We start from the raw sequence: 21361 nt of genomic DNA, 5'->3' as shown, positions 1-21361 counted from the left end.
TATATGACGAAAGTTTACTATTACTTCAGGATGTTGCCTGAAGCAGTGATCTTCGTGGCCATGGTGTTCCATGCCGCGCTCAGGGATTCAATGAATCCGCCTTTGTCAAAGATGAAGAACAGGGCAGAGGCCATCGCTACACCGATGATGGCGTATTCGATAGCGGTGATGCCACGCTCGTTTTGTTCTGCGTTTTTGACGTTGCGGCAAGCCATAGAGACATACGCTTTCAGAGCTACATTTTTCAACATTTTTTATTCCTTTAAATATATTAGTAGGATGGTTATGACGCTAAAAACTCGCTTTTAATTGAAGCGTGTTGTTTAGGCCGGGGGTATCCTACTCAGTGATAAAAAAAACGTCATATCATATTTAATAATGAAATATAAAATTGCATCATTTATCAGGAAAAATGAGGAAAATCAGTTCATTAATATCATTGTTACCTGTTGGAATATAGAAGTCATCCTTGTTTATAACCAAAAAATATTGTTTGCTGTTCTTGTGCAACAAAACCGATACCAGACGATTGCGACTGTCGGAGCTGAATGCGCTCTCTGTCATATTTCGCTCATGCCAATCCACTTTTGCTGTGGCTATTGAATGCGTTAACAATGCATTGAGTTCCATTTCGGCAGTGATATAACGTAAGTGATTGCCATCACTTTGAATCAATCTGATGTAGGCGGTTTCTCTATCTTTGTTTAAGTATAGGTTTAGCTTTATTTTTTCTTCGCCGTCCAGAAATAATAACCCATGGTAACTATTGCTCATTGATTCTAAAATATATTGTTTATAACTTAGAGTTCCACAGATGAAAAGTAATATGCAAGCAATTAAAAATAATCCCTTAACCTTCATTTTTACAAGTCGTGATTTCTGTAAGGTAGTCTCTTTTTTTATTGTCATTTATATTGCTCTTCATTCGATAACAAACGGTTTTTTTTTCACCGTGAACGTATTCTATGCGATCGCCAGTAGAGTGAATCCTGTATCCATCAAGGTATAAGGTTTCTTCATTTTTATCTTCATTTATTTTTACGGAAAACCAAACGCCTATAATATAGCTGCATATCAATACGGCTATCATCAGCATGCTTCTTTTCACTTTATCACGTTTGGATGTCGCTTTTTCTGATGCAGTTTCGTGAACCTCACGAGTCTTCTTAAATCGGTGAGGAGATATCTCTTCTTTATGTTTTGAATCATTATCCGAATTGCTCCCCAGTTCCGCTGTGCCAGTGCTCGTATTGGGTATTAACTCGGTTTCATCATCAACTTTAATGATGACCTTCTCTGCATTAATCGTATACCCTTTTTTAGGAACGGTAATGATAATTTCACGTGATGCATCACCAATCTTTCTTCTCAATGAATTTATCGTTTGGTTGATGGCGAAATCTGTCACATAACGCCCTTCCCATATATGTATACCGAGATCTTTTCTTGATGATACATTAGGGCTTTGTTCAATAAGAAAATGCCATAGCTTCAATTCTTTATTCCTTAAAATAATCTGCTGATTGTTTTCTGGTATTAAAATAGCCATTCTTTCCCGGTAATAAACGATCATCATGACACCTTCCTTGACTGTGACTTCTTATAATACAATCCTGTTTTTTATTGTAAATACTAATTTAAGTTTTTTTATTTATATTTTATTTTATATTAATCGGTATGTTTGATATGTTTTTAATTTTAATTTTATTATTATTATAAATAATATTTTTTTTAAGATAAAACAAGGCGGGCGGTGTGTTTTATCTTAGAGGATATTTTTTCTTGTTAGTGTTTTTGGATGTTTTATTTTATATTTTATATTATCCATCTACCTCTATTGCTTTCTATAATTCTGGCAGATAGGCGCGGCCTGCTGGATGAGATTGGCCAACCGGTATTGGTGATCCCGCGCTAAGCTATGGGTAAGGGCAGCCGCATGCGGCTGCGCGCGTTCGGCGACGAAGGCCGTACATACCGGAGGTCAACATGCGAAGTCTGGAAGATCAACTTGCCGCTTACGCCGCCTATCATCGTGATGCGCGCAATATCGTCACGCACTTTATCGGCATCCCCCTGATCGTCGTCAGCCTGCTGACGCTGCTCTCCCGGCCGGCATGGGGTGCGGGGTGGCTGCCGTTCTCGCCGGCCTGCGCGGTGGTTATCGTTTCGGCTCTCTATTACCTGCGGCTGAGCCTGCGCCTTGGCGTCATGATGTTGGCGTTGCTGCTGCTGTGCCTCGGGGTCGGCGCCTGGGTGGCGTCGCTGTCGACGGCGGCGTGGCTGAGCGTCGGCATCGGCGGCTTCGTCATCGGCTGGCTGTTTCAGTTTGTCGGGCATTTCTGGGAGGGACGAAAACCGGCGTTTATGGATGACGTGACGGGCCTGATCATCGGCCCGCTGTTCGTGCTGGCGGAAGCTTGCTTCCTGGCCGGCGGGCTGCGCGAACTGCAGCGGAACATCGAAATGCGCTCGGGCAAAGTGCGCAACGGGAGGGCATGAGGTGGCGCTGATTCCCACGGTGGCGGCATTTCCGCTGCAGCGGGCTTTTATCCCGCTGCTGGAAGCGCTGACGGCGGGGCTGCCACGCCAATTCCCGGCACTCATCCACAGCATTTACCTCTACGGCAGCGTCGCGCGTGGCGAAGCCCTTCCCGGCGTGTCCGATCTGGACATCACGCTGTTGCTCAACAAGCCAGCCGATAGTGAGGCGTTACAGCGCCTTGAGGCGTGGCGGCAAGCCTTTCAGCTGGAGCAGCGGATCGTGAGCAAGGTCGACTTTGATATCGGCAGCGTTGATGAGGCGTTGGCGCCGGAGCATCACGATTCCTGGGGATTTTGGCTGAAGCATCACTGCCGCTGCCTGTGGGGCGAAGACCTGTCCGCCGCTTTTCCGCTGTTTCAGCCCGATCGGCGCATCGCGTTGGCGGTCAATGCCGATTTGCCCCGCGTATTGGCGCGTTATCGGGAGCAACTGCTGCAGGCCAGGACGGTATCGGATGAGAGGCGCTTAAAGCGCGAAGCGGCCAGAAAACTGATCCGAGCCACCAATATGCTGCGCGCCGAGGGAAGCCCGTTCTGGCCGATAACGTTAACCGACTATGCCGAACAGCTGTTGGCGCTTTATGCAGAGCAGCGAGATGAAATGGACTATTGGTTAGCGCACGCGGTGGGAGAGGCGAATGACGCGGATTTTAGCGACAGAATGATGCGATTTCTCGACTGGATCGAAGCACAGAAAAAATAACGCCGGCTTGAGCCGGCGTTGTCGGCAATCGTTATCCGATCGTCGGGTAATCGGTGTAGCCTTCCCGGCTGCCGCCGAAGAATTTCTCTTTGATTGGCGCATTCAGCGCCAGCCCGTGTTGCAGGCGGTGGGGCAGATCCGGGTTGGCGATGAACGGGCGACCGAAGCCGATCAGATCCGCCCAGCCTTTGGCCAGCGCTTCTTCAGCGCGTTCACGCGTGTATTTGCCCGAGTAAATCAGCGTGCCGCGGAAAATCAGGCGCAGCGATTCTTTGAACGCTGCCGGCATCACCGGGGCATCATCCCAGTCCGCTTCGGCGATGTGAATGTAAGCGGCGCCGATATCGTTCAGCACGCTGGCCGCTGCCAGATAGGTGGCTTCCGGGGTATCGTCCTGCGAGCCCATCAGGGTGGTCAGCGGCGCCAGGCGCACGCCCAGTTTCTCTTTGCCGATGGCATCCGCTACCGCCTGCGCGACTTCCCGCAGGAAACGCAGGCGATTTTGCAGTGAACCGCCGTATTCGTCGTCGCGCTGGTTTTCCCGCGAGTCGATAAACTGATTGATCAGATAACCATTCGCACCGTGCAGCTCTACGCCGTCGAAACCGGCGGCGATAGCGTTGCGTGCCGCTTGAGCGTAGTCGTTAACGATCGCCGGAATTTCTTCCCGCGTTAAGGCGCGCGGTGCGGAGTGCTGCACCATTTCACCCACGCCATGTTCCGGCCCGCGACCTTCGACATCCACGAACACCTTGACCCCGTCGGCCTGGATGGCGGAGGAGGAGACCGGCGCGGCGTGGCCAGGCTGTAAAATGGTATGCGACACGCGGCCGACGTGCCAAAGCTGCGCGAAGATCTTGCCGCCGGCCTGATGTACGGCGTCGGTCACTTTTTTCCAACCGGCGATGTGTTCCGGGGAGTAAATGCCGGGTGTCCAGGCATAACCCTGGCCCTGCTGGCTGATCTGCGTGCCTTCACTGACGATCAGCCCGGCGCTGGCGCGCTGGGCATAATATTCAGCCATCATGTCGGTGGCGACGTCGCCGGCGCCGGCCCGAGAGCGGGTCATTGGCGGCATGACGATGCGATTGTTCAGCGATAAACCGTTTAAAGAATACGAGTCAAAAAGCATGGCGCTTCCCTCTATGTGAATTAGGTCGTAGGGCATTGATGTTTTACTGAGGCCATTATATTTCGTCGTTTAATTCTAAAAACGCGCACAATAACAAAACACTTTTGCTCTGTGTTCAATAGTTGCGGCGGCCGCCGATGGGTCGGTATGGCGGCTTGCGCAGGTGATGCGAATGAACCCGATGTGCGCTCGGGCGACGGCGGCTATTGCTTGTCGGCGCATTGCTGAGATAGAGTCGGCGGCTGTTTTTCCCCACGATTTTTAACAAAATCGCAAAAGTCTTTTAGCCTACTGCCTGCTTATCTTTGGTGTGATCAATGTCATACTTTTGGCATCTTAACTTTCCCGCGCTTCGGCAGCGGTTAACCGGAGTTGTTGAATGAAAATTAACTTTCCCTTATTAGCCCTGGCGGTGGGGGCGTTCGGCATCGGCACGACCGAGTTTTCCCCGATGGGGTTGCTGCCGACGATCGCCAAAGGGGTGGATGTCTCCATCCCGATGGCCGGCATGTTGATCAGCGCCTACGCCGTTGGCGTGATGGTCGGTGCACCGCTGATGACGCTGCTGCTCTCGCACCGGGCGCGCAGAAGCGCGCTGATCTTCCTGATGGCGATCTTTACCCTGGGTAACGTGCTGTCGGCCATTGCGCCTGACTACACCACCCTGATGCTGTCGCGCATCATCACCAGCCTGAACCACGGCGCGTTCTTTGGTCTCGGTTCCGTGGTAGCTGCCAGCGTGGTGCCGAAGGAGAAACAGGCCAGCGCCGTGGCGACCATGTTTATGGGCTTGACCATCGCCAATATCGGCGGGGTGCCTGCCGCGACCTGGCTGGGTGAAACCATCGGCTGGCGCATGTCGTTCCTGGCCACCGCAGGGTTAGGGGTGATCGCCATGTTGGGGCTGTGGTTCTCGTTACCGAAAGGCAGCGCCGGCGCGCGCCCGGATGTGAAGCGCGAACTGTCGGTATTGGTACGCCCGCAGGTGCTGTCCGCCTTGCTGACGACCGTGCTGGGCGCGGGCGCGATGTTCACGCTCTATACCTATATCTCGCCGGTATTGCAGCACATCACCGATGCGACGCCGCTGTTCGTGACGTCCATGCTGGTGTTGATCGGCGTCGGTTTCTCCATCGGCAACTACCTGGGCGGCAAATTCGCCGACCGTTCCGAGAGCGCGACGCTGAAGGGCTTCTTGCTGCTGTTGGTGGTCATTATGCTGGTGATCCCGTTCCTGGCGCGCAGTGAAATCGGCGCGGCAGTCAGCATGGTGATTTGGGGCGCGGCGACCTTTGCCGTGGTGCCGCCGCTGCAGATGCGCGTGATGCGTGTCGCCAGCGAAGCGCCGGGCCTGTCGTCCTCGGTCAACATCGGTGCCTTTAACCTGGGCAATGCGCTGGGCGCCGCCGCCGGTGGCGCGGTGGTCTCCGCCGGGCTGGGATACAGCTTCGTGCCGGTGATGGGCGCAATTATTGCCGGATTGGCGTTGCTGCTGGTGCTGTTCACCCACCGTCAGGCCGAAAAAGTGGCCTACGCCAGCAACTAAGTTGTACCTGCACGGCGGAACTCTCCGCCGTGCTCACTCAAAGCCCAGCAGGCTGAACGCATCGTCCTGCGGGGCGTAGCCGAGCAGGCGTCGGGTCTCTTCCAGCGATAAACGTTTGTAGCGGTTGTTGGAAACCCCGTGCACCACCGCATATTGCACCCCTTCGACACGAATGCAGCGCTCCAGCAGATCGGCGGCGTCGCGATGGCTGAGAAAAGCGCTCATGTCGCGGGCGCTAAGCTGTTCGCCCCGGCTCAGGGTGGTGAAGTTGGCGATGCGCACCGACAGGGCGGAAAGCCCTTCCTGATGGGCGAAGTAGGCGGCGATGCCTTCGCCGAAGGCCTTGCTGGCGCCGTACAGGTTTTTCGGCTTTGGTGCGTCATCCGGGCGGATTTGATAGTCGAGCGGATAGCCTTCCACCGCCTGCGCGCTGCTGGCGAACACCACCCGGCGGCAGCCGGCGTCTTTCGCCGCGCGGAAGATATTGAAGGTGCCCAGAATGTTGTTGTCCATCAACGAACCGCAGAAGTCGGCATCGGGGGAGGGATCGGCCGCCAGATGCAACACGGTGTCGATATTGGCGCAGGCCGCGCGGCAGGCGTCGAGATCGGCGATGTTGAAGCTGATGACTTCGTCGCCGGGCTGCCGATCGCGCAGCAGGCTGACATCCCGTTCCGCCAACCGTAGCGGGTAGCGATCGCCCATCGCCTGACGAAACGCCGTGGCTACCCGGCCGCCGGCGCCGGTGATCAGAATCCGTCCTACATCAGTACGCAACACCATGGTGACTGCCATCCCTACTCTCGATTAAGCGTTGACCAGTAATAATCCCCTGCGTGACTTTTGTCCAGTATTTATATTAGTCATTCTGATGCTTTATGCCGGTAATGGGCACGTTGTGCCGAGCGTTTCGACCAGGAAATTCATCACCGCACGCACGGCTGCGGTGCGCGCTAAATCGGGATACGTCACCAGCCAAAGCTCACGCGTTGGCGCGGCGTTGGCCGTTGGCAATGCGACCAGATCCGGATCGCCATCGGCGACGAACGTCGGCAAAACGGCGGCGCCCAGCCCTGAACGCGCCGCCTGTTGCAGTGAAAACAGATCGCTGGCCTGAAAGACCACCGGACGCCCCTGCAACAGCTGCACCAACCATTGCTGATGCGGCTGCTGCCGATAGTGATGGTCATAGGCGAGAAAGCGGCGCGCCGCGTCGGGCAGAGCCGCGTGCTCCGGTGCGGCATACAGCGCGTAGCGCATCATGCCGATGCGCTGCGTCAACAGCTCCGGTTGCTGTGGGCGCACCATGCGCACGGCGATGTCGGCTTCGCCGCGATCCAGCTCGGCGAGCGCCGATTCACCCGACAGCGTGACGACGATCTGTGGAAAAGCCTGGTTAAATGCGGCAATGCGCGGCGCGAGAATATGCGCGGCGATCGACGGCGGCGCACTGATGCGCACCCCGGCCTGTGGCGTTGCGCCGGCGCTGCGCGCATGGCGGGCAATAGCCTGGCTTTGCGCCTCGATCTCCGCCGCCAGCCCGGCAATCGCCTGCCCGTCCTGGGTCAAGGGCGTGTTGCGTGGCCGACGCACGATCAAACGCAGGCCGAGCGCCTGTTCCAGCGCCGCTACGCGTCGCCCGACGGTGGCGTGATCGCAACCCAGCTCCCGCGCTGCCGCCGACAAGGAACCGGTACGCGCCAGCGCCACGAAGTGTTTTAAATCCTGCCAGTCAAACATCAGTGAATTCCTGCACGGTATCGACGTAATTTTCAGGAATATTCACACAGAGCGCGCCGTGATTCAATGTGTGAACGTTCCCTTTAAAACCGAAAAATTAGGTTAGGTTTTCTTATGAATCTACAGTTGCAACACCGTACGGCATTGGTCACGGGCGCCAGCGAAGGGATCGGTGCCGGCATGGTCAGGGTATTGGCTGCTCAAGGGGTCAAGGTGGTGGCTACCGCACGACGCGGTGATCGGCTGCAGGCGCTGGCGGATGAGGTTGAACGGCAAGGGGCGGTGCGCCCGTGGGTAGCCGTTGCAGACGTGACCGACCCCGACGCGATAACCCAGCTGGCGGCGCAGGCGCTGCGCCAGGCGGGGACAGTCGATATTCTGATCAACGCGGTCGGTGCGTTTCACCCCACGACGCTGAACGACAGCGATCGCAGCTGGGATGACGCCTTTGCTTTGAACTTCACACCGGCCCGGCGGTTGACTCAGGCGCTGTTGCCGGCCATGCAGGCGCAAGGCTGGGGCCGGGTGATCAATATCAGCGGATCGATGGAGCCGCGCAGCCTGAGCGCCGCCAGCGCCGCCAAGGGCGCGCTGCATCTGTGGGCCAAAGGATTGGCCAGCGACGTGGCTGCGCAGGGGATTACCGTCAATACGTTACAGCCGGGGCGCATCAACAGTGAACAGATCCGCGAGCGCTTATACGCTTGCGATGAAGCGCGCCGGGCGTTCATTGCGCAACATATCCCGATTGGCTACTTCGGCGAACCGGAAGATATGGCCTATCTGGCGGCGTTTCTTTGTTCCCCGCTCGCGCGATATATCACCGGCGCGGTGATCCCGGTAGATGGCGGCATGCATTATTTCGCGCATTGAGGCCGTTTTGCCCTCGCGATCACAGTTCGGCAATTTGCCGGCGCAAAGCCTTGCCCCGGCAAAATCCACGGTGTTAACGTCATAGCTCAACCGATTTAGGGTTGTTACTGCTGCGGCAGGCAAAACCTAAACCTCGCGTTTCTGTTCCCCGATGGGACAGAGGCCGCGAGGTTTAGGTTTTTTTTTGCGCCGCATTTCGCCCCGGCGCCAGGCCAGTGCGGGGAGGGGAGCGGCAGAACGCGAAGTCTAAGGATAACCGTATGAAATATGACACATTAGCCAGTGAGATTTTGGCCGGCGTCGGTGGCCGCGACAATGTGAAAAGCTTGGTGCACTGCGCCACCCGCCTGCGGTTCAAGCTGCGCGACGACAATCGTGCCAACGCGGCAGCGCTGAAGAAAAACCCGGGCGTCATCATGGTGGTGGAGAGCGGCGGCCAGTTCCAGGTGGTGGTGGGCAACCACGTGGCGGAGGTGTTCGACGCGGTCAATCGGGTCGGCGGATTGGCCGAGGGCGCGCCGAGCGACGACGCGGACGGTAAAAAAGACAACCTGCTCAGCCGCTTTATCGATCTGGTGTCCGGCATTTTTACCCCGCTGCTCGGGGTGATGGCCGCTTCGGGGATCCTAAAAGGCTTCCTGGCGCTGAGCCTGGCCTGCGGCTGGCTGCTGGAGAGCGGTGGCACCTTCAAAATGCTGTTCGCCGCCAGCGACTCGCTGTTCTACTTCTTCCCGATCATGCTCGGCTACACCGCCGGGAAAAAATTCGGCGGCAACCCCTTCGTCACCATGGCGATCGGCGGCGCATTGACGCATCCGCTGATGATGGCGGCGTTCGAAGCGGCGCAGCAGCCGGGCGCGGTGCGCGAATATTTCTTCGGCATTCCGCTGACTTTTATCAACTACAGCTCGTCGGTGATCCCTATCATCTTTGCGGCCTGGGTGTCCTGCCGCCTGGAGCCGTTGTTTAACCGGGTGATCCACAGCGCGCTGCGCAATTTCATCACGCCGCTGCTGTGCCTGGCGATCACCGTTCCCTTGACCTTCCTGCTGATCGGCCCGGCGGCAACCTGGCTCAGCCACCTGCTGGCCAACGGCTATCAGAGCATTTACGCCTTTAACCCGATCATCGCCGGCGCCTTTATGGGGGCGATGTGGCAGGTGTGCGTGATCTTCGGCCTGCATTGGGGGCTGGTGCCGTTGATGATCAACAACCTGAGTGTGCTGGGGCGCGACACCATGGTGCCGCTGCTGTTGCCGGCGGTGATGGGGCAGGTCGGCGCCACGCTGGGCGTGATGCTGCGCACCCGCGACGCCAAGCTGCGGGCGCTGTCCGCTTCAGCCATCGGCGCCGGGATCTTCGGCATCACCGAACCGGCGGTGTACGGCGTCACGCTGCCGAACAAACGCCCATTCATCTTCGGCTGCATCGGCGGCGCGCTGGGCGGTGCGGTGATTGGCTACTTCCATACCTCGGTCTACTCGTTCGGCCTGGTGAGCGTATTCACCTTTGCGCAGATTATCCCCGGCGGCGGCATCGACGCCACGGTATGGGGCGCGATCGGCGGCACCCTGCTGTCGTTCGTGTTCGCCGCGCTGGCCAGCTATCTGTTCGGCGTCGCACCGGCGGAAGAGACGGTACAGCCTGAAGCCGCCGCGCCGCTTAACCGCAAACAGGTCATTCTCAGCCCGATCGCCGGCGATATCGTGCCGCTGGATCAGGTGAACGACGCGACCTTCGCCAGCGGCCTGCTGGGGAAAGGGGTGGCGATCGCGCCGCAGCAGGGGCGCGTAGTGGCGCCGGTCAGCGGCAGCGTGGCGTCGCTGTTCAAAACCAAACACGCCATCGGCATCGAATCGGACGACGGCGCGGAGATTCTTATCCACGTCGGCATCGATACCGTGAAGCTCGACGGGGCGCATTTCACCGCCCACGTGCGGGAAGGCGAGCGGGTCGCCCCGGGCGATCTGCTGATCGAGTTCGACCAGGCGGCGATCCATGCCGCCGGCTATGACACCACCACGCCGATCATCATCAGCAACAGCGATGACTACGTGGACGTGTTGACCAGCGGCCTGTCTCCGGTGCAGGAACAGGCGCCGCTGCTGACTTTATTACGCTAATTGAGGAGCAAGCGATGAACGGCAAGTTTCCGCAACATTTTCTGTGGGGCGGCGCGGTAGCGGCGAACCAGGTAGAAGGCGCTTATCAGGCCGACGGCAAGGGGCTGTCGACCTCCGATCTGCAGCCGCAGGGCATCTTCGGCGCCATTACGCCGCGCGCGGCGGGCGACCGCGGCATCAAGGACGTGGCGATCGATTTCTATCATCGTTACCCGGAGGACATCGCGCTGTTCGCCGAAATGGGCTTTAAGTGCCTGCGCACCTCGATCGCCTGGACGCGCATTTTCCCGCAGGGCGACGAAGAGACGCCGAACGAAGCCGGGCTGGCGTTTTATGATCGGCTGTTCGACGAGATGGCGAGATACGGCATTCAGCCGCTGATCACGCTGTCGCACTATGAAATGCCTTACGGCCTGGTGAAGCACTACGGCGGCTGGGGCGATCGCCGCACCATCGATTTCTTCGAGCGCTATGCGCGCACCGTGTTCGAACGCTATAAGCACAAGGTCAAACACTGGCTGACCTTCAACGAAATCAACATGTCGCTGCACGCGCCCTTCACCGGCGTCGGCCTGCCGCAGGAGAGCGACAAGAGCGCCGTCTATCAGGCGATCCACCATCAGCTGGTGGCCAGCGCCAGGGCGGTGAAGGCCTGCCACGAGATCGTGCCGGAGGGCAAAATCGGCAATATGCTGCTGGGTGGCATTCTGTACCCGCTGAGCTGCAAGCCGGAAGATCTGCTGGAAACCCAACGGCAAAACCGCGACTGGCTGTTCTTCGGCGATGTGCAGGCGCGCGGCTATTATCCGGCCTATATGCAGCGCTTTTTCCGTGAAAACGGCATCCAGGTGACGATCACCGAGGAAGATCGGCAAACGCTGCGCGAAACCATCGATTTCATCTCGTTCAGTTACTACATGAGCGGCTGTGTTACCGCCGATCCGGAGCAGTTCGAAACGGCGCGCGGCAACATTCTCGATATGGTGCCGAACCCGCACCTGGCCAGCTCGGAGTGGGGGTGGCAAATCGATCCGATCGGGCTGCGCTATCTGCTCAACGTGCTGTACGACCGCTATCAGAAGCCGCTGTTCATCGTCGAGAACGGGCTGGGCGCCAAAGACCGCGTCGAGGCCGACGGCAGCATCAACGACGACTACCGCATCAATTACCTCAATGACCATCTGGTGCAGGTGGCGGAAGCCATCGACGACGGCGTCGAGGTGATGGGCTACACCAGCTGGGGGCCGATCGATCTGGTCAGCGCCTCGAAGGCCGAAATGTCGAAGCGCTACGGCTTCATTCACGTCGACAGGGACGATGCCGGCAATGGCAGCCTCGAGCGCCGCCGCAAGAAGAGTTTCTACTGGTACCGCGATGTGATCCACAGCAACGGCGCCAGCCTGAAAGACCGACGCTAGCTCTAAGCCCGGCGGCAGGCGCCGGGCATTAACCTTATTCGCTGCTGTTCATGATGGGAAATTCTCTCCCAGGGAATGCTGTTGCCCGCAGTCAGCCGTTATGCGGAGAAATATAATAATGATGAAAAGCTTATTACCTCGTTCCATGACGCTGGCGGCGCTGGCGCTGTGGTGCAGCCAGGCGCAGGCGGAAACGCTGCAAACCGGCAAGGATGTCGAAGCCCCCACCGCCAAATGGGAAGGGGTGGCGCTCGGTTTTGAACCGCCGCAGCCTGGGCTGTTGGGGGATATGTTGGGGATCAGGCCGATCCTGGAGGATCATGGCTTCCACTATAACCTCGGCTACCTCAGCCAGCTGTCGTATAACGCCGGCGGCGGTTACAACCACGATAAACAGGCGTCGTATATCGACCAATTTTCGCTGACCTTCAGCCAGGATTTGCAGGCGCTGACCGGCATTCCGGACGCGGCGATCGAAGGCAATATCGTCAACCGCAACCATGACAACAACCTGACCCGCGATCGGCTGCAGGATCCGCGCGTCGGCCTGACCGATCTGTCGCAAGAGAGCTATGGCGGACAGTCGATTACCCGGCTGGGTTGGTTGACCTTCAGCCGTTCTTTCCTCGACAGCCGGCTGCAGTGGCGCATCGGCATGATGAACAAGGTGCAGGATTTCGATCAGATCATCCCCTGCGATTTTCAGACGCTGACGCTGTGCGGCGGCAAGTCCGCCAACTCGTTGACCTGGTACAACTGGAACGTGCATTACTGGGGCACCACGCTGCAGTACAAGCTGACCGATGGCCTGACGCTCAAGGGCGGGGTGATGGAGCAGAACCCGAGCGCCCCCAGCCGCAGCCACGCCTGGAGTTGGTCCACCAAGGGCAGCAAAGGCTTCCTGTTGCCGATGGAGCTGGAGCTGAAAACCCACGCCGTCAACCAGCTGCCGGGGGTGTATAACCTGGGCGTGCTGTTCACCAACGCGCGCCAGAGCGATCTTTATGAAGGGGTGTCCGGCGGGCCGGGCGCCAGCGATCCGCAGGGCTATCGCAACCACGATCGCACCTGGTTCCTGTATACCGGTTTCAACCAGCAGGTGACGCGCCATGCGGATGACGTCAACCGCGGCTTGAGCGTGTTTTACAGCCTGGGGCTGGGAGATCAGCGCAGTAACTACCTGCACTGGTCTACCTCGACCGGCATTCGCTATCACGGGCTGTTCGATGCGCGGCCGGACGACTGGCTGGGGCTCGGCGTCTCGGTGGTGAAACTGAGCGACCGCTATAAAGACAATCAGCGGTATCTCAACCAGATGAGCGGCATCAGTGATTATCACGATCCGAACTACCGGCCAGTGCCGGGCCACTCGGTGACGGCGGAGCTGTATTACCGCGTTAACGTCACGCCGTGGCTACAGCTGCAGCCGGGCCTGCAGTACTGGCATCACCCGGCGGGCGTCAGCGAGACGCAGGACGCCTGGGTGACGGCGTTGAAAACGGTGGTGACCTTCTGATCAGGCCGCGTCGCTCTCGCGGTAGCGCCGGCGGGCGTGTTCGAACCAGCTGGCCGGCACGTTGTGCGGTGGCTGCTGCAACCTGAGCAGCCCCTGTTCAACGATATGGCTGGCTTGGCGCCACAGCGTCGGGTCGCCTTCGGTCAGCACTTCCAGCAGGCGCTGTTTCTCGATCAGGTAGGTCTGGGCGAAGTGGCTGTCGTAGTCCAGCAGCGAGCGGGTGTTGTCGATTAGATCCGCCAGCTTGATGGTTTTGGCCTGCGGCGACGCGCCGGCGCTGTGGCGCCGATCGCGGTTTTTACGCTCGAAGCGGTTGCCGTCCTCGGCGTGGCTGACGTTGGTCAACATCCGCACCAGTTCCGCCACTTTTGGCCCAAAGTGGCTGTCGATATCGCCGAGGGTGGTGGGTGTGTCTTCCACCGTATCATGCAGCCAGGCGGCCGCCAGCATCTCTTCGGTGTGCGGCACGCTGCGCACCAGCTCCATCACCGCCTGCGGGTGGACGATATACGGATCGTCGGTGTATTTGCGGCGCTGATCGATGGCCGCATGCGCCTTGGTGGCGTAGCGGCGCGCGCGTTCTACAAGCGTGTTCGTCATTTCCTTTCCCTCCGAGCATCCTCTGCATAAAAAAAGGTAGCATACCTCACAAGAAATAGCTTGCGATTACATCGTGCGCTATCTATATTCGTACACATGAAAAGCACCGATACCGAACAACCCAAGGCGAAGAACCTGCTACAGCTCGATCAGCAGCTCTGTTTCGCGCTGTACTCCGCCAATCTGGCGTTGCACAAAGTCTACCGCAAGCTGTTGAGTCAGCTCGAACTCACCTACCCGCAATACCTGGTGATGATGGTGCTGTGGGAACGCGATCGGGTGACGGTATCGGATATCGGCGAGCGGCTGTTCCTCGATTCCGCCACGCTGACGCCGCTGCTGAAGCGGCTGGAAACCGCCGGTTTGCTGGTGCGCTATCGCGCCACCACCGACGAGCGGCAGGTGATCATCGCCCTGACCGAAGCCGGCCGCGCGCTGCGCGAGCGGGCGCAATCGGTGCCCGAGGCGGTGATGTGCGCTACCGACTGCAGCCTGGACGAGATCGTCTCGCTCAAACAGCAGCTGGAAAAGCTGCGCGGCAGCCTGATCGATCAGATTTGACCCACCGCCGCCGGACGCAAGAACGGCACGGGTGGTCTACACTGGTTAATAAGTGTCAAAAATAAGTAGTGCGCGATTTAATCGCAAAAGATAAATATGTGACCGGCTTTACCTCGTGGAAGCCGTAGTCATCTCGCCAACCAGCAAGAAGGAATGAACGATGTCTATTGAGAAAGTGGTTTACCGCGCTCACGCCACCGCAACCGGCGGCCGCGACGGCCGTGCGACCTCCTCCGACGGCGTGTTGGACGTGAAATTGGGCGTGCCGAAAGAGATGGGCGGCGCCGGCGGCGAAGTTACCAATCCCGAGCAGCTGTTCGCTGCCGGTTACTCGGCCTGTTTCCTCGGCGCGTTGAAGTTTGTCGCGGCGAAGGAAAAGGTCAAAATCCCGGCCGAAGCCAAGATCGACGGCACCGTCGGCATCGGTGAGATCCCGAACGGCTTCGGCATCGAAGTGCAGCTGGATATCTCGCTGCCGGGCATCGAGCGCAGCGTGGCGGAAGATCTGGTGAAAAAGGCGCACGTGGTGTGCCCATACTCCAACGCTACCCGTGGAAATATCGATGTGACTCTGAACGTTAAGTAAGATTTTTGCCGAAATATGGAAAAAATGGAGGGTTTGTCCCTCCATTTTCTTGCGTGCCCTGCCTGAAAATCGTTCAAAAAAACGGTAAATTTTGTCCGTTTTGTGAGAATTCTCTTGATTATTACCCGCAAAATAACGCTTATTGCCGGTTGGCTGAACCAGAAGCCGCAATCAGTGTCTGACTGAGTCAGAACCGCTACACCGCCCCCGGAGCCACCGCGTTACATGAACAAAGTTAAATCGCTATCGCAGCAGAATTTATCGTTATTGTTAGCGATCTATATCGGCATCTTTCTCAACCTGTCCGTTTTCTATCGCCGTTTTGATTCGTTGGCGCATGGCATTCAGGGGATTAAGCTTATTTCGGCGGTGACGGAAGTCATCGCTATCGTCCTGTTCACATTCTTCATCATGCGGCTGGTATCGCTCGGCGGCCGGCTGTTTTATCGCATCGTCGCCTCGCTGCTGGTGTTGATTTCGGTGGCTGCCAGCTACTACATGACGTTTTTCAACGTGGTGATTGGCTACGGCATCGTGGTGTCGGTGATGACCACCGACATCGATCTGTCGAAAGAGGTGGTTGGCCTGCACTTTGTGCTGTGGATGGTGGCGCTCAGCGCCTTGCCGCTGCTGCTGATCTGGAAAAACAGCCTGCGTTACACCCTGATCGAACAGCTGAAAACCCCCGGCCATCGCATCAAACCGCTGATGGTGTTGCTGGCGGTGGTGGCGTTGGTCTGGCTGCCGCTGCGCATGCTGGACGATGAGCAAAGCGTGCAAGAGAAGCTCTCCAACGTCGATCTGCCGAGCTACGGCGGCGTGGTAGCGCACTCGTATCTGCCGTCCAACTGGCTGTCGGCGCTGGGGCTGTTTGCCTACACCCGCTATGACGAAAGCCAGGACCAGAGCACGATGTTCGATCCGGGCAAACACTTCACCTATGTACCACCGGCGGATATCGACGATACCTACGTGGTGTTCATCATCGGTGAGACCACGCGCTGGGATCACATGGGCATGCTGGGCTATGAGCGTGATACCACGCCGCGGCTGTCTAAAGAGAAGAATCTGGTGGCGTTCCGCGGCGAGTCGTGTGACACCGCTACCAAGCTGTCGCTGCGCTGCATGTTCGTGCGCGAAGGCGGCACCGAAGACAACCCGCAGCGCACGCTGAAAGAGCAGAACGTGTTCGCGGTGCTGAAGGATCTGGGCTTCTCTTCCGAGCTGTTCGCCATGCAGAGCGAGGTGTGGTTCTACAACAACACCGAGGTGAACAACTATTCGTTCCGCGAGATGATCGCGTCCGAGAAGCGCAACGACGGTAAGGCGGTCGACGATATGCTGCTGGTGGACGAAATGAAGGAGTCGCTGGCGCGTTATCCGAAGGGCAAACACCTGGTGATCCTGCATACCAAAGGCTCGCACTACCTGTACTCGCAGCGCTATCCGCGCAGCTATGCGCGCTATCAGCCGGAGTGCATGGGGGTGGATGATTCGTGCACCAAGGCCCAGTTGATCAACGCCTTCGACAATACGGTGCTGTATACCGACAGCTTTATCAGTAATGTGATCGACCAGGTGCGGGACAAGAAGGCCATCGTGTTCTATGCCGCCGATCACGGCGAATCGATCGGTGAGAATACGCACCTGCACGGCACGCCGCGCGAAATGGCGCCGCCGGAGCAGTTCCGCGTGCCGATGATCGTGTGGGCGTCGGACAAGTTCCTCGAAAACCCGCAGCACCTCAGCGCCTTTGAGCAGCTGCAGGCGCAGCAGCGCATCGGCAAAACGCATCGCCACGTCGAGCTGTTCGACACCATCCTCGGCTGCCTCGGCTACACGTCTCCCGATGGCGGCATCGTGGATAAAAACAACTGGTGCCATCTGCCGCAGGATAAAACGGCGCCTGCCCGCCTGTAACCTCTCCCGCCGGGTGCCTGTCTTGCGCACCCGGTAATTTCACTCAATACATTCTCTTCATCAATTATTCCGGTGTGTGCATACGGTATACTTGCGCACTTCCCCTTCTAACCGGAGATTTCCATGACCCTGCGCGTGGCGTTTATCGACGATCATGACATTGTGCGTTCGGGCTTTGTGCAGCTGCTGTCGCTGGAGGCCGATATTCAGGTGGTGGGCGAGTTCAGCAGCGCGGCGCAGGCGCGCGCCGGCCTGCCGGGGCTGGAGACGGAAATCTGCATTTGCGACATTTCGATGCCGGACGGCAGCGGGCTGGATCTGCTGGCGGACATTCCTTCCGGCATCCGCGTGGTGATGCTGTCGATGCACGATAACCCGGCGCTGGTGGAAATGGCGCTGGAACGCGGCGCCAGCGGTTTCCTCTCCAAGCGTTGCAAACCGGAAGATCTGATCACCGCGGTGCGCACCGTCGCCGGCGGCGGCGTCTACCTGATGCCGGAAATCGCGCAGCAGTTGGCGCGGGTGAAGGTGGATCCATTGACCCGCCGCGAGCGCGAGATCGCGCTATTGCTGGCGCAGGGCCAGGAGGTGCGCGAGATCGCCGCCGCCTTGGGGCTGTCGCCGAAGACGGTGCATGTGCATCGCGCCAACCTGTTCGCCAAGCTGGGCATCACCAACAACGTTGAGCTGGCCAGACGGATGCTGAACCTGTGACGCAGCGTCTGATCACCCAGCTGGCGCTGTTTTTCATCTACGCCGCCAGCTCGTTTTGCCTGTGGGGCATCGGCACCGCGCTGATCGACCCGCCCTGGCAGGCGCTGCTGTTGTTCCCGTTCGGCTTGCGCATGGGCATTTTGCTGCAGAGCCCGTACCGTTTCTGGCCGGGGATCCTGCTGGCCGACCTGCTGCTGATGGCGCTGCTGGCGGACCAGTTCGGTTACGGCCCGGCGCTGTGGGCGTCGGTGGCGGTGCTGGTGCTGACGGTGCTGCTCAGCCTGCTGGCCTCGCCGTGGCTGTTGCGCCATCAGCAGAGCGACAGCGAATGGCGATGGCCGCTGTTGCAGGGCGCGGTGGTGGCCACCGCCGCCTTGCTGCAGGCGCTGGTGTGGCAGCTGGTGAGCGGCGAAGGCGCCCGTGCGCTGCTGCTCGGCCTGACCGGCGGTTTCACCATCGCGCCGACCTGCCTGCTGTTGTGGCACTATCTGGCACGCCAAATCTGGGTGCCGCTGGAGCCGGGGCTGATCCACAAGCCGGTGGAGCTGCGTCTGGGCCACCTGGCCAGCTATCTGCTGCTGTTTGCATTCAGCATCTGGCTGCAGCAGCAGGTGAACGCCGCCGAGCTGCGGCGTTTCGCACCGTTCTGCCTGGCCATTCCTATCGTGTTCATGTCTTATCGCTATGGCTGGCAGGGCGCGTTGTTGGCGACGCTGCTCAACGGCGTGGCGCTGATGGTCAACGAGCCGCCGCAGCCGGAGTCGCACCGCGATCTGCTGCTGTCGCTGTTGGCTCAAAGCCTGACCGGGCTGCTGCTGGGCGCCGGCATTCAGCGCCAGCGCGAACTGAATCAACAGTTGCGGCTGCGGCTGGCGGAGAACCGCCAGCTGGCGCGGGCGCTGGTGACGGCGGAGGAGCAAACCCGGCGCGAGGTGGCGCGCGAGCTGCACGATGAAGTGGGGCAGACCATCACCGTGATCCGCACCCAAGCCAGCATCGTCAAACGCCTGGCGCCGGAACCGGCGGTGATCGGCTGCGCCGACACCATCGATGCGTTGGCGCTGCGGGTCTACGACGGGGTGCACGACGTGCTGACCCAGCTGTGGCCGGCGGCGCTGAACAACCTGCCGCTGTCGGCGGCGGTGGCGGCGATGCTGCGGGAATCGCTGCCGCAGGACGCATCGCTGGTGAGCAGCCTGCAGTGGCAGGTACCGGACGAGCTGCTGGATGAAACGCTGAAAATCACGCTGTACCGGGTGTGTCAGGAAGGGGTGACCAATGTGTGCCGCCACGCCGGCGCCAGCCGCCTGGAGCTGGACGCACGCCTGCAGCCGCGCAAAGGCGCCGCGCCGCTGATCGCCCTGACCATCCGCGACAACGGCGTGGGCTTCGAGGCGGAAAACCATCAGCCGGGGTATGGCCTGCGCGGCATGCAGGAGCGCATCAGCGCCCTCGGCGGCAGCCTGCGGCTCACCTCGGAGCGGGGCGCCTGTTTGAGTGTGATCTTGCCCACAGTTTCACCGGAGCAAGCGCAAAACTAGGAAAAACTCCTAACTGCGTCGGGAATCCGGCGTAAGCCTCCCGCGCGCGCGGGGAGCATCATAGCGGCACTTTATTCAATCCTCTGAGGTTCCACATGTGGTCTTTCCTTAAAAGCCGCTCGGACGCGCCGCAGGTCACCGATCAACGGCAGATCGACGCCAGCTACAAATACTGGCGCATCCAGCTGATGTGCACCATGTACATCGGCTACGCTGCGTTTTACTTCACGCGCAAAAGCTTCAACTTCATCATGCCGGCGATGCTGAGCGATCTGGGTCTGACGATGTCCGACGTCGGTATCCTCGGCACGCTGTTCTACATCACCTACGGCTGCTCGAAATTCATTTCCGGCATGATCAGCGATCGCTCCAACCCGCGTTACTTTATGGGGTTGGGCCTGATCATGACCGGGGTGCTGAATATCTTCTTCGGCCTCAGCTCGTCGCTGCTGATGCTGGGCACGCTGTGGATCCTCAACGCCTTCTTCCAGGGTTGGGGGTGGCCGCCGTGCTCCAAAATCCTCACCAGCTGGTATTCGCGTTCCGAGCGCGGCAGTTGGTGGGCGATCTGGAACACCTCGCACAACGTCGGCGGCGCGCTGATCCCGCTGCTGGTGGGCTTTATCTCGCTGCACTTCAGCTGGCGTTACGGCATGATCATTCCTGGCATCATCGGCGTGGTGCTCGGCCTGCTGATGTGCTGGCGCCTGCGCGACAAGCCATCCACCCTGGGGTTGCCGAGCGTCGGCAAATGGCGTAACGACGCCATGGAGCTGGTGCAGGAATCGGAAGGCCAGGGGCTGAGCAACCGCGAGATCATCAAACGCTACGTGCTGACCAACAAGTACATCTGGCTGTTGGCGGTCTCTTACGTGCTGGTGTACATCGTGCGTACCGCGATCAACGACTGGGGCAACCTCTACCTGACGCAGGAAAAGGGCTATTCGCTGATGACCGCCAACTCGGCCATCTCGCTGTTTGAAGTGGGCGGTTTTATCGGTTCACTGGTGGCCGGTTGGGGCTCCGACAAGCTGTTCCGCGGCAACCGCGGCCCGATGAACCTGATTTTCGCCATCGGTATCTTCCTGTCGGTGGCGGCGCTGTGGCTGATGCCGGGCGTGACCTACCTGCTGCAGGCCTGCTGCTTCTTCGCCATCGGCTTCTTCATCTTCGGCCCGCAGATGCTGATCGGCATGGCGGCGGCGGAGTGCTCGCACAAGGATGCGGCGGGCGCGGCGACCGGTTTCGTCGGCCTGTTCGCCTACCTGGGCGCAGCGCTGTCCGGCTATCCGATTGCGCGAGTGATGGAAGTCTGGCACTGGAACGGCTTCTTCGTGGTGATTTCCATCGCCGCCTGCCTGTCGGCGCTGTTCCTGCTGCCGTTCCTGCGTGCGCAGACGCCGGCGCTGAAACCGGCCAAGGCCTGAGTAAAATTCGCTGCGCAGCCCCCGGCGCAGCGCATTATGGCGCTTTTATCACCACTTGAAATGCAGGCGAAAAAAAGTGATTGACGCCTATAACCGCCAGCAGTAAGATGCGCCCCGCATCGGCGAGTAGCGCAGCTTGGTAGCGCAACTGGTTTGGGACCAGTGGGTCGGAGGTTCGAATCCTCTCTCGCCGACCACCATTCGAAAAACCTGCTTTTTAAAGCAGGTTTTTTTTCGCCCGTAGTTTATGAGGATGAGTACCTCCGCAGGAGGTTCGAGCCTCGCGAAGCGAGACAACGTTGCTTTAGCAACGGCCCGCAGGGCGCGCATCAAAGATGCGCGTAATCCTCTCTCGCCGACCACCATTCGAAAAACCTGCTTTTTAAAGCAGGTTTTTTTTCGCCCGTAGTTTATGAGGAT

At 58.8% G+C, this 21361-nt stretch carries 20 protein-coding genes, 1 tRNA gene and 1 other RNA gene; 15 read left to right on the top strand and 7 right to left on the bottom strand.

From position 1 onward, the window contains the following. Positions 1 to 20: 20 nt before the first annotated feature. The 3 genes from FOT55_RS10220 to FOT55_RS10210 form a co-directional block, all read right to left on the bottom strand. On the bottom strand, positions 21 to 251 hold the full coding sequence (locus FOT55_RS10220; RefSeq protein ID WP_049205753.1) for a Flp family type IVb pilin: 231 nt from the start codon (positions 249 to 251) through the stop codon (positions 21 to 23). A gap of 145 nt (positions 252 to 396) precedes the next feature. Further along, positions 397 to 909, bottom strand: a complete 513-nt coding sequence (locus tag FOT55_RS10215) for a hypothetical protein (protein WP_147823438.1) — start codon at positions 907 to 909, stop codon at positions 397 to 399. Next, a complete protein-coding gene (locus FOT55_RS10210; protein WP_049205755.1) occupies positions 851 to 1576 on the bottom strand; it encodes a winged helix-turn-helix domain-containing protein in 726 nt (241 codons plus the stop codon). The genes FOT55_RS10215 and FOT55_RS10210 overlap by 59 nt, the downstream gene beginning before the upstream one ends. Before the next feature lie 410 nt (positions 1577 to 1986). On the opposite strand from FOT55_RS10210, the gene FOT55_RS10205 reads away from it, so the two are divergent. Both FOT55_RS10205 and FOT55_RS10200 read left to right on the top strand, forming a co-directional pair. Beyond that, positions 1987 to 2499, top strand: coding sequence for an Mpo1 family 2-hydroxy fatty acid dioxygenase (locus tag FOT55_RS10205; protein ID WP_049205736.1), 513 nt, complete (start codon positions 1987 to 1989; stop codon positions 2497 to 2499). A 1-nt stretch (position 2500) separates the two neighbouring features. Next, entirely contained in the window at positions 2501 to 3244 is a 744-nt protein-coding gene (locus FOT55_RS10200) for a nucleotidyltransferase domain-containing protein (protein ID WP_099816924.1), read from the top strand. A gap of 31 nt (positions 3245 to 3275) precedes the next feature. Here the strand turns inward: FOT55_RS10200 and FOT55_RS10195 are convergent, their stop codons facing one another. Continuing rightward, the gene (locus FOT55_RS10195) at positions 3276 to 4376 is read right to left on the bottom strand and encodes an alkene reductase (protein ID WP_043142322.1); all 1101 of its coding nucleotides are present in this window, start codon (positions 4374 to 4376) and stop codon (positions 3276 to 3278) included. A 379-nt stretch (positions 4377 to 4755) separates the two neighbouring features. On the opposite strand from FOT55_RS10195, the gene FOT55_RS10190 reads away from it, so the two are divergent. After that, entirely contained in the window at positions 4756 to 5922 is a 1167-nt protein-coding gene (locus FOT55_RS10190) for an MFS transporter (protein WP_025304822.1), read from the top strand. 33 nt (positions 5923 to 5955) lie between these two features. On the opposite strand, the gene FOT55_RS10185 is transcribed toward FOT55_RS10190, so the two are convergent. After that, positions 5956 to 6705, bottom strand: a complete 750-nt coding sequence (locus FOT55_RS10185) for an NAD-dependent epimerase/dehydratase family protein (protein WP_043142321.1) — start codon at positions 6703 to 6705, stop codon at positions 5956 to 5958. 93 nt (positions 6706 to 6798) lie between these two features. Continuing rightward, positions 6799 to 7662 carry a LysR family transcriptional regulator gene (locus tag FOT55_RS10180; protein ID WP_147823437.1) on the bottom strand — a complete coding sequence of 288 codons (864 nt, stop codon included), beginning with the start codon at positions 7660 to 7662 and terminating at the stop codon, positions 6799 to 6801. Between the two features lie 114 nt (positions 7663 to 7776). Here FOT55_RS10180 and FOT55_RS10175 point away from each other — a divergent pair, with 114 nt between their 5' ends. The 4 genes from FOT55_RS10175 (at position 7777) to FOT55_RS10160 (ending at position 13592) form a co-directional block, all read left to right on the top strand. Then, the gene (locus FOT55_RS10175; RefSeq protein ID WP_043142316.1) at positions 7777 to 8535 is read left to right on the top strand and encodes an SDR family NAD(P)-dependent oxidoreductase; all 759 of its coding nucleotides are present in this window, start codon (positions 7777 to 7779) and stop codon (positions 8533 to 8535) included. Positions 8536 to 8795: 260 nt separating this feature from the next. Continuing rightward, entirely contained in the window at positions 8796 to 10658 is a 1863-nt protein-coding gene (gene bglF / locus FOT55_RS10170; RefSeq protein WP_141996987.1) for a PTS beta-glucoside transporter subunit IIABC, read from the top strand. A 14-nt stretch (positions 10659 to 10672) separates the two neighbouring features. Further along, positions 10673 to 12076, top strand: a complete 1404-nt coding sequence (locus FOT55_RS10165; protein ID WP_060434833.1) for a glycoside hydrolase family 1 protein — start codon at positions 10673 to 10675, stop codon at positions 12074 to 12076. A 145-nt stretch (positions 12077 to 12221) separates the two neighbouring features. Then, positions 12222 to 13592 (top strand): carbohydrate porin, encoded by a 1371-nt coding sequence (locus FOT55_RS10160; RefSeq protein ID WP_406883159.1) that lies wholly within the window; start codon positions 12222 to 12224, stop codon positions 13590 to 13592. On the opposite strand, the gene FOT55_RS10155 is transcribed toward FOT55_RS10160, so the two are convergent. Then, positions 13593 to 14192, bottom strand: a complete 600-nt coding sequence (locus FOT55_RS10155; RefSeq protein WP_025304829.1) for an HD domain-containing protein — start codon at positions 14190 to 14192, stop codon at positions 13593 to 13595. Between the two features lie 96 nt (positions 14193 to 14288). On the opposite strand from FOT55_RS10155, the gene FOT55_RS10150 reads away from it, so the two are divergent. From FOT55_RS10150 to FOT55_RS10115, 8 genes are all read left to right on the top strand, one after another. Further along, positions 14289 to 14753 (top strand): MarR family winged helix-turn-helix transcriptional regulator, encoded by a 465-nt coding sequence (locus FOT55_RS10150; RefSeq protein ID WP_025304830.1) that lies wholly within the window; start codon positions 14289 to 14291, stop codon positions 14751 to 14753. Between the two features lie 160 nt (positions 14754 to 14913). Further along, positions 14914 to 15339 carry an organic hydroperoxide resistance protein gene (locus FOT55_RS10145; RefSeq protein ID WP_004934114.1) on the top strand — a complete coding sequence of 142 codons (426 nt, stop codon included), beginning with the start codon at positions 14914 to 14916 and terminating at the stop codon, positions 15337 to 15339. A gap of 225 nt (positions 15340 to 15564) precedes the next feature. Then, the gene (gene eptB / locus FOT55_RS10140; RefSeq protein ID WP_060434831.1) at positions 15565 to 17259 is read left to right on the top strand and encodes a kdo(2)-lipid A phosphoethanolamine 7''-transferase; all 1695 of its coding nucleotides are present in this window, start codon (positions 15565 to 15567) and stop codon (positions 17257 to 17259) included. A gap of 123 nt (positions 17260 to 17382) precedes the next feature. Beyond that, complete coding sequence (uhpA, locus tag FOT55_RS10135; RefSeq protein WP_025304832.1) at positions 17383 to 17973, top strand: transcriptional regulator UhpA; 591 nt, start codon at positions 17383 to 17385, stop codon at positions 17971 to 17973. After that, positions 17970 to 19514 (top strand): signal transduction histidine-protein kinase/phosphatase UhpB, encoded by a 1545-nt coding sequence (gene uhpB, locus FOT55_RS10130; protein ID WP_147823436.1) that lies wholly within the window; start codon positions 17970 to 17972, stop codon positions 19512 to 19514. The genes uhpA and uhpB overlap by 4 nt, the downstream gene beginning before the upstream one ends. Positions 19515 to 19609: 95 nt before the next feature. Next, the gene (uhpC, locus tag FOT55_RS10125; protein WP_049209000.1) at positions 19610 to 20941 is read left to right on the top strand and encodes an MFS transporter; all 1332 of its coding nucleotides are present in this window, start codon (positions 19610 to 19612) and stop codon (positions 20939 to 20941) included. Positions 20942 to 21061: 120 nt separating this feature from the next. After that, a tRNA-Pro gene (locus FOT55_RS10120) sits at positions 21062 to 21138 on the top strand. A 36-nt stretch (positions 21139 to 21174) separates the two neighbouring features. After that, a non-coding RNA gene (locus tag FOT55_RS10115) (RtT sRNA) lies at positions 21175 to 21303 on the top strand. The last annotated feature ends 58 nt before the right edge of the window (positions 21304 to 21361 follow it).

The organism is Serratia bockelmannii, assembly GCF_008011855.1.
Classification (GTDB): domain Bacteria; phylum Pseudomonadota; class Gammaproteobacteria; order Enterobacterales; family Enterobacteriaceae; genus Serratia; species Serratia bockelmannii.
The sequence above is the reverse complement of the archived record's forward strand: the minus strand, read 5'-3'. Positions and strand labels throughout refer to the sequence as shown.